This window comes from Streptococcus sp., from assembly GCF_041802885.1.
In the GTDB taxonomy this organism is placed as follows: domain Bacteria; phylum Bacillota; class Bacilli; order Lactobacillales; family Streptococcaceae; genus Streptococcus.
Window position 1 is genome coordinate 18,137 of record NZ_JBHCHN010000072.1, and the last position, 13,734, is coordinate 31,870.

Sequence of the window (13,734 nt, forward strand, 5' to 3'; positions counted from 1 at the left end):
GATTTGACTGCTGGCTAAAACTACTTGAACAACTAGCAAGTAAGGTCACACTTAAGAAAGCAACTAGGGCACATAAGAACCTCCTCAATAATACTTATTCATAGCGAAGAGCTTCAATCGGATCCAATTTAGAAGCCTTGTTGGCTGGAAGGACACCAAAGACGATCCCTACAAAGGCTGAGAAGGCCAGGCTTCCAAGGACCACAGGTACAGAGATGACCGCTGTTATATTTGGTCCCATCAGTTGGACGGTGTTGATTAGAGTGACCAATAATTGTGCGAGAACTAGTCCAATCAAACCACCTAAACTGGTCAAAACAACTGCTTCAATGAGGAATTGGTTGAGGATATTGCCACGGGTGGCTCCCAAGGCCTTTCGCAGACCGATTTCCCGGGTCCGCTCAGTAACAGATACCAGCATAATGTTCATGACCCCGATACCACCGACCAGGAGAGAAATACCTGCGACAGCACCTATAAACATGGTTACCCCTGACATCTGCTGGTTGAAGTCCTCTAGCATTTTACTCATGTCAAAGATATCGTAGCGGGCTGTTTTCAGACCGGTTGCTCGGGTTAAATAATCAGCAGCGGCCTGCCCCACTTCACCAGACCTGGTCACATCATTGACATGGACATAGACCGTAGCATGTTCTTTCACGGCCTCTTCTGCTGCAACCTGAGTATTGGTCATGACGGCATTACCATCCGTTTTCATCCCATAGATGGCAGTTCCAACGTTTGGATCTTCATAGACTCCGACTACTAGGTATGATTTATCCTTGACACTCACAGTCTGGTTGAGAGCGGACTGAATATCACCAAAGAGTTTTTCGGCCAAATTCTTATCCAGCATGATGATACGGGCAAATTTGGTGTAGTCATTGACCGTAAATTTTCGTCCAGCAAGGATGTCGTATTTTTTGACATCAAAGTAGGACTGACTGACACCTATGATATTGACATTATCAGCCTTTTTCTTGCCGAAGCTGACTTCACCAGCTGTACTATTAGTGGTGTAATAGCTGTCCAAACCATCAATATCTCGCAGACCTTCGAGGATATTGTCGGTCAGAGTTGGTTCTTCTTCCTGAGAGACTTCTTCATAGACCACGCCAGACATCATCCCATCACCGACTGTCTCATTTTGCATAGTGGTAAAGTAGACTTCTACATCCTTATTGTCTCCACCTAAAGATTCAGCAAGACTTTCACTCATGCCAGAACCCATAGCGACAATGACCACAACTGCCGATACCCCAATAATAATCCCCAACATAGTCAAAAGGGAGCGCATTTTGTGAGCAAGGATGGACTTTAGGGCAAATTTCCAATTTTCCATTAGTTGTCCTCCTTGCGACTATCTTCTGTGATAATGCCGTCCCGTAAGACAATTTTACGTTTAGCATAGTCCGCAATTTCCGGTTCATGGGTCACCATGATAATGGTTTTGCCCTCATGATTGAGCTCGGTCAAGAGTTCCATAATTTGTTGACCTGTCTTAGTATCCAAAGCCCCTGTTGGTTCATCGGCTAAGATAATAGAAGGGTTATTGACCAAGGCTCGAGCAATAGCTACCCGCTGCTTCTGCCCTCCTGATAATTCCGATGGAAGGTGATGCATCCGTTCAGAAAGCTCTACCTTTTCCAAAAATTGCTTGGCTAGGCCCTGGCGTTTGCTCGTCGCTACTCCAGCATAAATGAGCGGCAATTCGACATTTTGAAGGGCATTGAGCTTGGCCAGAAGAAAGAATTGTTGGAAGACAAAGCCGATTTCCTTGTTGCGGACCTGAGCCAGTTTTTTATCTGATAGATGGCTGACTTCTGTCTCATCCAAGTAATAATCTCCCGAGCTAGAACGGTCTAAAAGTCCGATGATGTTCATCAGGGTGGACTTACCAGAACCTGATGGTCCCATGATGGCCAAAAATTCACCCTCTTCTACTTCTAAATCAATGTCTTTGAGCACTCGGAGTTCCTGGTCTCCATTTTGATAGTTTTTGTTAATCTTATTCAGTTGGATTAGCTTCTTCTTCAATTGCCTTCACCTCTTTTCCATCTTCCAAATCCATGCTCGGGTTTGAAATAACATGGTCACCAGCAGTTAAGCCAGAAGAAATTTCTTGCTGTGTCGCATCTGCACTGCCAAGAGTTACTTCTACTCGTTTGGCCTTGCCATCGACAATCGTCCAAACATAGTGTTTATCCGCATCTGGAATGACAGCTTCTACAGGAACTAAAATCGCTTTTTTAGCATTGACCACTTCAATGTTAATAGAGAACCCTTGCTTAAGAGGGCCAATATCGCTAGTCAAGGCTATTTTGAAAGGATATTTGGAAGATGAGGTTCCGGTGTTGCCTGGTACACCTTCCCCTGCTCCATTTCCTTCTGGATAGTTGGAAATATAAGTGATTTTTCCTGTCCAAGTTTGGTCTGGATAAACTTTTGAAGTCAGTCTAACCTCCTGATCAACAGAGAGATTCGCCAAATCATATTCAGATAAGGTACCAACTACCTGGAGGCTGCCTTGATTGACAATGTGAATCAGGGTTTGGCTACTGGTGTTGGATTTGGAGACAGAAGTATTGACTTCAACAACCGTTCCAGCCACATCACTGATGATTGTCGTTTCATTGAGAGCAACCTGAGCTTTGTCAACTGTGGCCTGGGCATCTGCATAGCTGTCATTTAAATCTCGTAGTTGCGATTCCACTGAGCGCTGGGCATTGGCCATATTATTTTCATCCTGAGTTGGATCACCCGTTAGGTCCACCGTTTGACCATTAGTCTGTAGCTCATATATTTGGCGGCCAATCTTGTCACGCGCACGGATAGCTGTATCAAGGTTACTTTGCAATTCAGCCGTATTGTATTGAACCAAAGCTTGACCAACACTGACCTGATCTCCGACCTTAACCTTGAACTCGGCAATATCGCCTTTTGTGGCATCATAGTAAACATACTGCTCTTCTGCAGCCTCAACAGTACCTGCAAGGAGAGTGGAAGAGGCAATGGAGCCTTCACTGGCAACCCTATAATAGAGTTGATCTTCTCCTGACTCAGTCGTGTCACTGCTGCTACTATTGGTCCAAATCAGAGCAAAAACAATCAAACCAAGGGCAGCAATACCCAAACCTGAGAACAAAGCAATTTTTGCCTTTTTAGTCTTTAACATAAACATTTCTCCTTTTCAATTGGCTGCTTCATTACTCCACAGTCTTTGTACTGCTTATATAATACACAAACACAACCAAAATTGCAAGTGTTTTCTGTCCTTATTTTATAAAATAAGATCGCATTTTGCACCTGAAAACTGACATTTTTGCCTTACAGTTTTGTAAGAAAGAGGACCGTAGCAAATTTTTGCAGGAAAAGGCAAAAAAAGCTAGAATGAATACTAGACGAACAGAAATAGAAGAGGTCAAAAAATGGTTAAAAAATTTGATATTATCGCCATTGGTGGGGGCTCAGGCGGTATCGCTACTATGAATCGGGCTGGTGAACATGGAGCCAAGGCAGCTGTCATTGAGGGTAAGCTGCTGGGTGGTACCTGTGTCAATGTCGGCTGTGTCCCCAAGAAAATCATGTGGCACGGAGCCCAGATGGCTGAAGCCCTGCACTACTACGGACCTGAATACGGCTTTCAAGCAGAAAAGGTTAGCTTTGATTTCGCGACCCTAAAAGAGAATCGGGATGCCTATATTGAGCGCTCCCGCAATTCTTATCAAGGTTCATTCCAGCGCAATCATGTAGACTTTATCGAGGGCTATGCCAAGTTTGTCGACGCCCATACTGTTGAAGTCAATGGAGAGCACATCACGGCTGACCATATCGTCATTGCCACAGGTGCCAAACCCATGATTCCAGATATTCCTGGTAAAGAATTGGGAGTGGTGTCAGACGATGTCTTTGCTTGGGATGAATTGCCGACCTCTATCGCGATTTTGGGAGCTGGCTACATCGCAATAGAGATGGCTGGTGTTCTTCACAGTCTGGGAGTTCAAACCAAGCTCTTTTATCGCAAAGATCGGCCTCTGCGGTCCTTTGAACCCTATATCATCCAAGCCCTCCTGGAAGAAATGGATCGGACAGGCTTGGAACACGAGGGCCACAAAGTTCCAAAACGCCTGGATAAGCTAGACAATGGCCTGATTCAAATCACCTTTGAAGACGGAAGCAGCCACACAGCCGAACAGGTTCTCTGGGCTATTGGCCGCCAGCCAAACCTGAATGGTCTCAATTTGGAGGTCACCGGTGTCCAGCTGACCAAGGATGGCTTTATTGCAGTTGATGACTTCCAAGAAACCAATGTTCCTGGCATCTATGCCTTGGGCGATGTCACTGGAAAAATCGAGCTGACTCCCGTAGCGATTAAGACTGGCAGACTTCTGTCTGAACGGCTCTTCAACGGGAAAAAAGAATCCAAAATGGACTTTAACCTGGTTCCAACGGTCATCTTTAGCCATCCAGCTATCGGGGCTGTCGGTCTGACAGAACCCCAGGCCCTTGAACAATATGGTACTGAAAACATCAAGGTCTATACCTCTGCCTTCACCTCCATGTACACAGCCCTAGGCAGCCATCGCCAGATGAGCAAATTCAAGCTCATCACAGCTGGCCCCGAAGAAAAGGTGGTCGGCCTCCATGGCATTGGCTTTGGAGTGGATGAGATGATCCAAGGCTTTGCGGTGGCCATGAAGATGGGAGCTACCAAGGAAGACTTTGACAGCGTAGTTGCTATCCACCCAACAGGCTCTGAAGAATTTGTGACCATGAGGTAAGAAAAAAATTCTTTTAGTTTTATTTAAGCTTATGGGGATATACTAAGAGCATCCTAAAACTTTTCTTTTTCATATATCTCCAAAAATCAGCCCAGAAATGGGTTGATTTTTTTCTTTCCACCAAAAAAAGCCCAAGTATTCTTGAACTTTTTGCTTTTCTAAGCTGTTTCTGGCTACTCAAATAAGATTTCCACCAGACTAATTATCCAACTCAAAAATAGGCTGAGGCCTACAGACAGGAGAATCCCCCAACTCAGCTTGATAACGCTCATGGTTCGCAGACCATCAAACAAGATGGTCCCTAGTCCTCCAGCATTGATGGTCGCAGCAATGGTGGCGATAGCAACTATGGATAGGGTAGCTAATCGAATGGCTGAGAAAATAGCAGATTTGGCTAACGGAAGCTGAATCTTAAATAAAACCTGCCAAAAGTCCATTCCCATCCCGAAAGCAGCCTCCACAATGCTAGAATCCACCTTGTGAATGCCTGTCAAGAAGGTCCGAACTAAAATGTACTGCGCGTAAAAGACCAAAACAATTATTGCTGTTAACCGCCCAAGACCTGTCCAAGGAATCAGTAGGGCAAAGAGGGCAAAACTAGGAATGGCATAAAAAAGCGACAAACTATAGACTGAAAAGTTTTCCAATTTTGGAAATTTCAAAATCACAACCGTCAGAATAGTGGCCAAAACCAGAGCAATTCCAAGGGATTGAAGAATCAAGACCAGGTGTTCTAAAGTGGCATCAATCAGCTTATCTGATGATTGTTGGAAGTAATCAAGCATAGGCTCTCCATATTTTTTCTTGTTCCTTAACTGTTTCAATCAAGTTGGCCACAAAGGTACCCTGAGGAGACTGGATGATATTTTCAGGCCGATCAAATTGACAGACCCTCCCCTCATCCATGATTAGAACTCTCGTTCCTAGGCGAAAAGCTTCGTGGATATCATGGGTGATAAAGATGAAAGTCTTATCCTCCAGTTGTTGGTGAATATTCCTCAGTTCTTCCTGCAAAGAACTCCTGGTGATGGCATCAATCGCCCCAAAGGGCTCATCAAACAGGACCACATCTGGATTGGCCGCCAGAGCTCTGGCCACTCCGACCCGTTGCTGCTGTCCGCCAGACAGTTCTTTCGGATAACGAGAACCGTATTCCTCATAAGGAAGCTGGATCAAGTTCATCAATTCCTTGACGCGGTCTCCTATCTCAACTGGATCCCATTTGAGTAGCTTTGGAACAGTCGCAATATTTTCGGCTATAGTCATGTGGGGAAACAGTCCTATTTGCTGGACCACATAGCCAATTCTTCGTCTGAGAGAAACAGGGTCTAGCTGAGAGAGTTCTTCTCCCTCAAACAAAATTTGGCCACTCGTCGGTTCAACCAGGCGGTTAATCATCTTAAGTGTTGTTGTCTTACCCGAACCCGAGGTTCCTAGGATGGTAATAAACTCGCCTTTCTGAATAGCTAGGCTGACTTGATCAACCACCGTTTTTTCCTGATAAATCTTGCTAACCTCCTGAAAGGCAATGATGGTCCCAGCTGTCATTGGCTTCTCCTTTTTACTTGATTGTCTGGTAAAATTCCTTGGCAACACTGCTATAATCTTCCCCGTCCACATCCACTTTGGCATTTAGTTTGGTAATGGTTTCAGTATCTAGGCTAGCCGATACTTTATTGAGAATCGCTGCCACATCCGGATTATCTTCTAAAACCTGATCGCGTACCACCGGAGCAAGATTATAAGGAGGCCAAAATTGTTTGTCATCCTCTAGCAAGGTAAACTTGTCTTTGTTAACCAACTGTCCTTCAGTTGTATAGGCTGGAGTCACGTCCGCTTCGTCATTCTCAAGGACACTGTATTTGAGACTGTTGTCATAAACCTTGGATGATTTCCAGTTAAAGACCCCATAAGTTTTCGTCAAACCTGGAATCCCATCATCACGCTGATCAAACTCACCCTGTGAAGCAAAGCGGAGTTCACTGGCATGTTGCTGCAAATCTGAAATGGTTGAAATCCCCAATTTCTGAGCAACCTCTGTCCGAATGACCAAGCCTTGGCCATCATTGGCCTTAGAATAATCCAACCAGGTTACTTGAAACTGCTCTTTGTATGCATCCTTGACTATTTGGTACACTTTCTTAGGATCCGTCTCCAGAGATTTCCCCAGAATAGAAAGAAGCCCCGTCCCTGTGTATTCAGGATACAAATCAATTTCATCACTGATTAAGGATTGGTGAATAAGTGAGCTGGATATATTGGACAAACGCTCTACTTTGTAGCCCTTATCTTCTAGAGCTAGGGCGTAAAGTTCCGCCACAATCAGATTTTCTGTAAAATCTTTGGAACCAATTTTGATGACGGACTTGCTAGGTTCGTCTGCTTTTTTAGCCTGGCTATTTCTGCCAAAGACAAAAATAGCACCTGCAATTAAAATGATGACCAACAAAATGGCCGATAGCAACTTTTTATTTTTCATACTGCATTCTCCTTATTAAGAGGTCAAAACCTAACATACTGACAAAGGATAAGAGAGCAACACTTCCTCCTCCAATCAACAAAAGGTCTATTCGATAGAGTCCCAAACCTGTGAAAATCAAGCTGCCCAAACCGCCTGCTCCAATATAGGTCGCTAGGGTAGCACTGGCAATCACCTCGATTAAGGCCAGTTTGAGACCATTTAAAATATGGGGCAGGGCCAGAGGAAAACTGACCCTTGTAAAGAGCTGTCCCTCACTCATTCCTAAACCCAAGCCTGTCTCCAGCAAGGTTTCTGATACCTCTGAAAAACCAAGGATAGTATTGACGAGGATGGGGGGAACAGCTAAAATCACTAGGGCAATCAGAGCTGGAAATGAGCCTACGCCCACAAAGGGAATCAAGAGAAACAAGATCCCCAAACTAGGGATAACCCTCAAAGCCTGAGTGACTCCTGATGTCAGGAATCTAGCCACCTTGTACTTATAGCCGAGGTAACCTAAGGGCATTCCAATGATGATAGCGATAAATAGGGCAGTTACACTTAGTTCCACATGTTGCCAAACACTGACTAGATAGGAATTCAGGTTCTGTGCAAAATAGTCTTGTAGTTGTTGAAGCATATCTTATTGCCAAATCTTTCTTTTTAAAATAAATCATCCACTTTCTCTTGACACAAGCGTTGAGATAAACGATTAATGATGGTGTAGAGCTGATGATTGTCCTGTAAAATCCCATACTCTTGGTGAATACTGTGTGACAGCTTCTCTGTCAAATGTCCCAAGGGCCTCTTATCTGAAAAGCGTAAGGACAAGGCCTGACTAGCATAGAGAATTTCAATCGCCAGCAGTTGATAGAGTCGCCGAACAATCTTATCTGTATGCTGGATAATTAGGGGCAGATTGGTCTGCCGATCCTCCATATCACCTGCCAAGGGATAAGAGACATTAGAGAGAGTATGGCAGGCATGATGAATCTCAACATCCAAAGTCGCAGCAGTCTTTTGTAAGGCCTGCAAGCCAAAATATTGCCGGTCATCAGCCCGTAAAAATCGCGATAGATTGGTAAAGTCAGGATTGCTCAATTTTAACATGCGTTGAACGGAAGCATGAGAAAGATGGCTAAGAGAAACATTGACCATCTCAGCAGCTAGGCTCAAATGGATGGTCTCAAAGTTGGGAGTTGATAAGATTCTCTTAGTTTTTCGATCCACAATCGGATTATCATCTGAAGCATCTAATTCTGCCATCAGAGTCTTTTCCAAAAAAGCCAGAGTATCGTAAACTGCACCATGAATGAAGGTTGCATTTCTAAAACTCAGAGGATCCTGCACCGTCCTGCTCTTCTTTTTGGTCAAATAGCTTCCCTTTAAAAAAAATTTGACATGTTGTGTACTGATGCTTTGGCCTGCCAGATGTTTACTGGCCAGGACTCCGTCATCTAAGGGAGTGATATTTCCATTCAAGGCTTCTAAAGAAAGAGCATAGGCCAGATCAAACCATTTAACCAGCTGGTGTAACTTGATGAGCAAGAGACTGACTTTAGCATGACTAACCGCATTGGAACTAATAACTGATAAGCCATCCTTAGCCTGGAAGCGAATGGGGGTCAGAGAAAACTTCTCAAAAATCTCAGCTGCTGGATACCTTCTGCCATCATAATCTATCCAACCTTCTCCCATCAGAGCCAATCCAATGTAGGAGAGGATTCCAATATCCCCTTCTCCAACTGAGCCCTTCCCATTGACAACGGGGGTAATCTGCAAATTCAAGAACTGCACCAGCAAGTCCGCAATGGCTGGTTGGCAACCAGCATAACCCTTGATAAGACCATTGAGGCGCAGGAGCATACTGGCCCGGACTTCCTTGATAGACAACTCTGGTTCTATCCCCACACAATGAGCATAGATTAACTGTTTGTTAAAGGCCTCTATCTCCTCTCTGGAAATCCGCAGATCCTTATTTTTCCCGACTCCCGTATTGAGACCATAGATGGCTTCTTCTTGGTCCAAGGCATCTATAACAATGGCTCGCGACTCTTCCATTCTTTGTCTGGCCTTGCTGGCCAAGGAAACTCTTTCTTGGCCAGATACAATGGAAGCAATGCTTTCTAGCGATAAATTGTAACCTGTTAATTTCATTTATTCACCTGGAAAAGCATAACGATAGAGATCAATGCCAAGAGCCTCCTCCACTTCTGGATAGACAGACGGGTCTGTCACACCTGAGCTGAGTGGAAATTGACTCTTATCAATCTTAAAGAGCGTCACCTCTTGGTCCAATTCAATCTCATTGGTACTCAAGGGATGGGCATCCACTGTCCGAAAGAGACTAATCACATCTGGATAGGTAGTCAGGCGCTTGCCAGACTTGCTATCGACAGCCATGTATTCATTTTGGACATGTACGATTAGGGTGCTGCGGCCGACCTTGACATGGACCTGACCAATGTCAAAGGCCTCATCCGTGTAGATGATGTCCTTTTTGATGACCTTACCTGTTCCTAAAATCTCACCAGATGTAAAGGCAGCGATTTTTTCAATAATCTCAGGACCTGATTTTCCTTGATGGGACAGGATTTCATAGCCCAAATCAAGGGCATAGGAGAGGCCGCCGACCACCGCATGTTCCTTGAGGTAGGAAATGCTCAAGGGATTGCGGGCTGCAGCGATAAAGCCGCCTGATAGGTCCGATGCAATTCGTAAAATTTTAGAGGTGTATGCAGAAGTCCCTGTCACAGCCAGTTCAATATGGCGGCCTGTGTCTTCCCGTCCGCCAGACACTGCCTGAATAGTTTGATAGCTGAGATCGTTGGCTACCCCCATATTGCCCATCTTTCCAGTCGGGTGGGCCCGGAGGTCTCCTGTTGCATCGACCACTGCCAAGCCTAGGGCTGCGGCTGCTAACCAGCCATTGGTGGAGCTGGATTTCCCGTTTTGCGGCGTCATCAGCCCCTTGATTTTTTCTGGATGGGGATGCTTCTCAAGAATCAGCTGCACCGCCTTGATATAATCTCGGCCCAGCATCTGCCAGTCAGTCGTTCCTGCTGGCGCTCCGATAGCCGTCTGAGTAAGAACAATGTCATCCTCTGCTAATTCATCCAGACTCAGCAAGGGAACCTCATTGATGGCAACTGCGGCATAGCCCATCTCTAGGCCGTGCTCATAAAAGCCACCGCCGCCACTGGCCAAAACAGCGCCACCTGTACAGGCAGCCAGAACATCCTCGCGCTTTAATTTTTTGACAACCATAACTTACCTTCTTATTTTTCTAATTGAATATGTCGGATTCCCTTTTCTGCGATTTCATCCAGAGAAGCCTGATAGCCCGCATCCGCATAGCGGAGAACTCCCAGACTGGTATCATTGGTAATGGCCAGTTTGATACGCTCGGCCGCCTCAGGACTTCCATCTGCAATCAGGGTAATACCTGCACTCTGCATAAAGCCAGCGTAGCCCCCACCACCCGAATGAATGGCCACCAAGTCCGCCTTGGAGGAGGAGGCAATCAGGGCGTTTAGCAAGGGCCAGTCAGCAATCGCATCAGACCCGTCTTTCAAGTTCTCTGTCATGATATTGGGATGGGCCATGGCCCCTGCATCCAGATGGTCTCTGGTAAAGGCAATAGGGGCTGAAAGCTGACCAAATGCCACCAAATCATTGACCGCTAAGGCCAACTGGGTCCTTTCCTCATGTCCCAGCCAACCGATGCGGGCTGGCAATCCTTGAAAAGGAACATGTTCCCTGGCCAACTTGATCCAGTTGCTGATGATGTCATTATCAGGAAAGGTCTCCAAAATAAACTGATCAATCACTTCAATATCCTTGGCCTCACCAGATAGGGCAATCCAGCGAAAAGGCCCAATAGCTCGCTCAAACAAGGGTCTGAGATAAGCTTCAGTGAAGACCGGAATATCAAAGGCCTTCTCAACACCAAAGCGTTTGGCCTGGGTGCGGATATTGTTGCCATTGTCGAAGACCTGGGCTCCCTTGGCTTGAAAGGCTAGGATGGCCGAGACTTCCTTAGCAATGGATTTGCCCGCAGCTTCTTCCAGCTTCTGAGGCTGGCTCTCTCTTAACTGGGCCACCTGATCCAGACTAAAACCTTCTGGAACATAGCCATAGAGCAAATCATGGGCCGCTGTCTGATCGGTGACAATATCTGGCACGATTCCCCTATCTAAAATGTCCGGATAGACCGTAGCAGCATTGCCCACCAAGGCCACCGAAAGCGACTCCTCTTTTTGTCTGGCTTCTTCTATCCAGCCCAGAGCCTGGTCCAAATCAGCCGTCTTTTTGTCAACATAGCCCAGGTCTAGCCGCTTGTCAATGTTGTCTTCATTGACATCCACCACCAAAATAGCAGCGCCCGTCAGTTTACCGGCCAAGGGTTGGGAACCACCCATACCGCCCATACCGGCTGACAGGATAAAGCGCCCTTTGAGACTGCCACCAAAGGCCTGTCTGGCAATGGATTGAAAAATCTCATAGGTGCCTTGAATCACACCCTGAGAACCGATATATTGCCAATCACCGGCCGTCAGACCGCCCCAGGCAATCAAGTTTTTATCATATAATTCATAAAAATAATCTGGCCTTGCCCACTGACCAACCAAATTTGAGTTGGCCATAATGACCACAGGAGCATCCCGATGGGTTTTCAAGACAGCAATGGGTTTACCAGACTGAACAATCAAACTCTCATCCTCCTCCAGATTCAGGAGACTCTCCACGATGGCATGATAAGAAGGCCAGTCCCTGGCCGCCTTTCCCAAAGCCCCATAAACAATGAGATTTTCTGGGTCTTCCCCATTCTCCAAGACATTTTCCAGTAGCCGCAAGAGCCCCTCCTGTCTCCAGCCTTTGGCCCTCAATACATTGCCTCTCTGTGCTAAAATTCCCATGCCCTTCTCCTAGCAAATAAAATGATAATGATACCTTCTATCCTATCATCCTATCAAGCCCCTGCATAATCTATATTTTTTATTCCCAGCCATAAATTTCATTTATAACAAAAAAAGACCCTGAGGTCCTGGCCTGAGAGTCCATCATGTCTTATTTTTTATGTGAACCAAGAGAACCTGGGCCAAAATCCCATAGCCCAAACTGCCAAAATGCAGGCCATCATCCTGACTGCCTCTTAGAATCTCTTCAATAGGGAAGTCGGACTGGCCAAAAACCTCCTGCATGGAAATAAAGTGACAGCCTGACAACTTAGCCACCTTTTCCACCATATCACTATAATACCCAACCAAACGGTTGGTCCTATAGAGCTGCTTCTTTTCATCAACTGGGGCTGGTCCCAAAAAAGTGATCTGATGAGCTGAATAAGATGCCCGCAGCCGCTCCACGATTTTGAGTAGATTGTCCTGAAATTCTCCCAGAAAAATCTGCTTATGAGTAGCTAAATCATTGGCTCCTATCCAAACAAAGACCAGGTCTGCACCCGCAACCTCTTTCTTATCCAATTTCTCCAACAAATCAAAACTATTGTCCCCAGATTCAGCCAGATTCCAAATTTCCAAGCCCGGCTCTTCCTGCTTGAGGGAATAGTTGATATGGGGCCCAAGTTGCCCCTCCCACCCTGCAAAAAGGCTATCACCCAACAATAAAATTTTCATGTTAACTCCTTTTATCTATTATACTTTCCCTGATGAGAACTTTCAAGCTAGACCCTCATCTGTGACAACCGATGAGAAATTCTTGACTTTCTCAAATCAAATCCTTATAGTATAGTTAACCGTTGTTTTATGAAAGGGTAACAATATGACAAAGACCGCAACTCACTCCTTGACCTATGTAGCCATTGGAGCCGCCTTAATTGCTGTTCTATCGCAAATCACCATTCCTATCGGACCGGTTCCCTTTACCTTGCAGACCTTAGCTATTGGCCTCTTGGCCACCCTATACAAGCCAAAAGAAGCTACCCTCAGCGTGGTCCTCTATCTTCTCTTGGGAGCCATTGGTTTGCCAGTCTTTGCAGGAGGAAGCGGAGGTTTCCAAACCCTCTTTGGAGCAACAGGCGGTTTTCTCTGGGCCTTCATCCTCTACGGCCTGCTAACCAGCAGCCTAGCAAACATGTATTCCTCCTACTGGACCATTTTTTGGTCCAACTGTCTGGGAGTAGCTGTCGTCCTACTAGGAGGAGCTGCCTACTTCAAATTCTTTTCCCAGGCCACTTGGGCTGATACCCTAGCTTGGACCGTCACCCCCTTTATCCTGACAGGGATTTTAAAAATTGTGGTGGTCATCCTCTTGGTCAAAACCCTACAACCCATCTTAAAAAAAGAAGCCTACTTTGTACTGCCCCCAAAAAGTTAGACAAAAAATAATTAGTGAAAGGATTTAGTTCTGTACTGAACAGGACTAAGTCCTTTTAGTTTTGCTTTAATGCGCTTGTTGTTGTAGTAAAAAATATAATCCGTGATGGCTTGTTCCATGTGTTCCAGGGACTTGAAAGTCTTCTCGAATCCGTCC

The 13,734-nt window shown here is 45.6% G+C and carries 14 protein-coding genes; 2 read left to right on the forward strand and 12 right to left on the reverse strand.

Annotated elements, in window-relative coordinates; translation table 11 throughout:
- Positions 1–94: 94 nt before the first annotated feature.
- Genes ACEYCN_RS09680 through ACEYCN_RS09690 form a run of 3 tightly spaced genes read right to left on the reverse strand, consistent with a single transcriptional unit; the run spans position 95 to position 3,175 of the window.
- Entirely contained in the window at positions 95–1,342 is a 1,248-nt protein-coding gene (locus tag ACEYCN_RS09680) for an ABC transporter permease (RefSeq protein WP_373714070.1), read from the reverse strand.
- Positions 1,342–2,037 carry an ABC transporter ATP-binding protein gene (locus tag ACEYCN_RS09685; protein WP_373714071.1) on the reverse strand — a complete coding sequence of 232 codons (696 nt, stop codon included), beginning with the start codon at positions 2,035–2,037 and terminating at the stop codon, positions 1,342–1,344. Before ACEYCN_RS09685 ends, ACEYCN_RS09680 begins: the two co-directional genes overlap by 1 nt.
- Positions 2,009–3,175 carry an efflux RND transporter periplasmic adaptor subunit gene (locus ACEYCN_RS09690; protein ID WP_373714072.1) on the reverse strand — a complete coding sequence of 389 codons (1,167 nt, stop codon included), beginning with the start codon at positions 3,173–3,175 and terminating at the stop codon, positions 2,009–2,011. The genes ACEYCN_RS09685 and ACEYCN_RS09690 overlap by 29 nt, the downstream gene beginning before the upstream one ends.
- Before the next feature lie 253 nt (positions 3,176–3,428).
- On the opposite strand from ACEYCN_RS09690, the gene gorA reads away from it, so the two are divergent.
- A complete protein-coding gene (gene gorA / locus ACEYCN_RS09695) occupies positions 3,429–4,781 on the forward strand; it encodes a glutathione-disulfide reductase (protein ID WP_373714073.1) in 1,353 nt (450 codons plus the stop codon).
- A 173-nt stretch (positions 4,782–4,954) separates the two neighbouring features.
- Here the strand turns inward: gorA and ACEYCN_RS09700 are convergent, their stop codons facing one another.
- The 8 genes from ACEYCN_RS09700 to ACEYCN_RS09735 all read right to left on the reverse strand — a co-directional run bounded on the left by ACEYCN_RS09700 (position 4,955) and on the right by ACEYCN_RS09735 (position 12,878).
- Positions 4,955–5,566, reverse strand: coding sequence for an ABC transporter permease (locus ACEYCN_RS09700; protein WP_373714074.1), 612 nt, complete (start codon positions 5,564–5,566; stop codon positions 4,955–4,957).
- Entirely contained in the window at positions 5,559–6,329 is a 771-nt protein-coding gene (locus ACEYCN_RS09705) for an ABC transporter ATP-binding protein (RefSeq protein ID WP_373714075.1), read from the reverse strand. The genes ACEYCN_RS09700 and ACEYCN_RS09705 overlap by 8 nt, the downstream gene beginning before the upstream one ends.
- A gap of 13 nt (positions 6,330–6,342) precedes the next feature.
- The gene (locus tag ACEYCN_RS09710; protein WP_373714076.1) at positions 6,343–7,260 is read right to left on the reverse strand and encodes a glycine betaine ABC transporter substrate-binding protein; all 918 of its coding nucleotides are present in this window, start codon (positions 7,258–7,260) and stop codon (positions 6,343–6,345) included.
- Entirely contained in the window at positions 7,250–7,882 is a 633-nt protein-coding gene (locus tag ACEYCN_RS09715) for an ABC transporter permease (RefSeq protein WP_373714077.1), read from the reverse strand. The genes ACEYCN_RS09710 and ACEYCN_RS09715 overlap by 11 nt, the downstream gene beginning before the upstream one ends.
- A gap of 23 nt (positions 7,883–7,905) precedes the next feature.
- A complete protein-coding gene (locus tag ACEYCN_RS09720) occupies positions 7,906–9,399 on the reverse strand; it encodes an aromatic amino acid ammonia-lyase (protein ID WP_373714078.1) in 1,494 nt (497 codons plus the stop codon).
- The gene (locus tag ACEYCN_RS09725) at positions 9,400–10,509 is read right to left on the reverse strand and encodes a DUF917 domain-containing protein (protein ID WP_373714079.1); all 1,110 of its coding nucleotides are present in this window, start codon (positions 10,507–10,509) and stop codon (positions 9,400–9,402) included.
- A gap of 11 nt (positions 10,510–10,520) precedes the next feature.
- Positions 10,521–12,161: a urocanate hydratase gene (locus ACEYCN_RS09730; RefSeq protein WP_373714080.1), complete on the reverse strand. Its 1,641-nt coding sequence runs from the start codon at positions 12,159–12,161 to the stop codon at positions 10,521–10,523.
- A gap of 144 nt (positions 12,162–12,305) precedes the next feature.
- Complete coding sequence (locus ACEYCN_RS09735) at positions 12,306–12,878, reverse strand: GDSL-type esterase/lipase family protein (protein ID WP_373714081.1); 573 nt, start codon at positions 12,876–12,878, stop codon at positions 12,306–12,308.
- Between the two features lie 145 nt (positions 12,879–13,023).
- On the opposite strand from ACEYCN_RS09735, the gene ACEYCN_RS09740 reads away from it, so the two are divergent.
- Positions 13,024–13,578: a biotin transporter BioY gene (locus tag ACEYCN_RS09740; protein WP_373714082.1), complete on the forward strand. Its 555-nt coding sequence runs from the start codon at positions 13,024–13,026 to the stop codon at positions 13,576–13,578.
- 11 nt (positions 13,579–13,589) lie between these two features.
- Here ACEYCN_RS09740 and ACEYCN_RS09745 read toward each other — a convergent pair.
- A partial coding sequence (locus tag ACEYCN_RS09745; protein ID WP_373714084.1) for an IS3 family transposase occupies positions 13,590–13,734 on the reverse strand: 145 nt, incomplete at its 5' end.

What these genes read in the sequence shown, in the direction of transcription:
- ACEYCN_RS09680 (WP_373714070.1), bottom strand. Translation starts at nt 1,342, where the DNA reads ATGGAAAATTGGAAATTTGCCCTAAAGTCCATCCTTGCTCACAAAATG.
- gorA (WP_373714073.1), top strand. Translation starts at nt 3,429, where the DNA reads ATGGTTAAAAAATTTGATATTATCGCCATTGGTGGGGGCTCAGGCGGT.
- ACEYCN_RS09715 (WP_373714077.1), bottom strand. Translation starts at nt 7,882, where the DNA reads ATGCTTCAACAACTACAAGACTATTTTGCACAGAACCTGAATTCCTAT.
- ACEYCN_RS09690 (WP_373714072.1), bottom strand. Translation starts at nt 3,175, where the DNA reads ATGTTAAAGACTAAAAAGGCAAAAATTGCTTTGTTCTCAGGTTTGGGT.
- ACEYCN_RS09705 (WP_373714075.1), bottom strand. Translation starts at nt 6,329, where the DNA reads ATGACAGCTGGGACCATCATTGCCTTTCAGGAGGTTAGCAAGATTTAT.
- ACEYCN_RS09740 (WP_373714082.1), top strand. Translation starts at nt 13,024, where the DNA reads ATGACAAAGACCGCAACTCACTCCTTGACCTATGTAGCCATTGGAGCC.
- ACEYCN_RS09725 (WP_373714079.1), bottom strand. Translation starts at nt 10,509, where the DNA reads ATGGTTGTCAAAAAATTAAAGCGCGAGGATGTTCTGGCTGCCTGTACA.
- ACEYCN_RS09700 (WP_373714074.1), bottom strand. Translation starts at nt 5,566, where the DNA reads ATGCTTGATTACTTCCAACAATCATCAGATAAGCTGATTGATGCCACT.
- ACEYCN_RS09730 (WP_373714080.1), bottom strand. Translation starts at nt 12,161, where the DNA reads ATGGGAATTTTAGCACAGAGAGGCAATGTATTGAGGGCCAAAGGCTGG.
- ACEYCN_RS09735 (WP_373714081.1), bottom strand. Translation starts at nt 12,878, where the DNA reads ATGAAAATTTTATTGTTGGGTGATAGCCTTTTTGCAGGGTGGGAGGGG.
- ACEYCN_RS09710 (WP_373714076.1), bottom strand. Translation starts at nt 7,260, where the DNA reads ATGAAAAATAAAAAGTTGCTATCGGCCATTTTGTTGGTCATCATTTTA.
- ACEYCN_RS09720 (WP_373714078.1), bottom strand. Translation starts at nt 9,399, where the DNA reads ATGAAATTAACAGGTTACAATTTATCGCTAGAAAGCATTGCTTCCATT.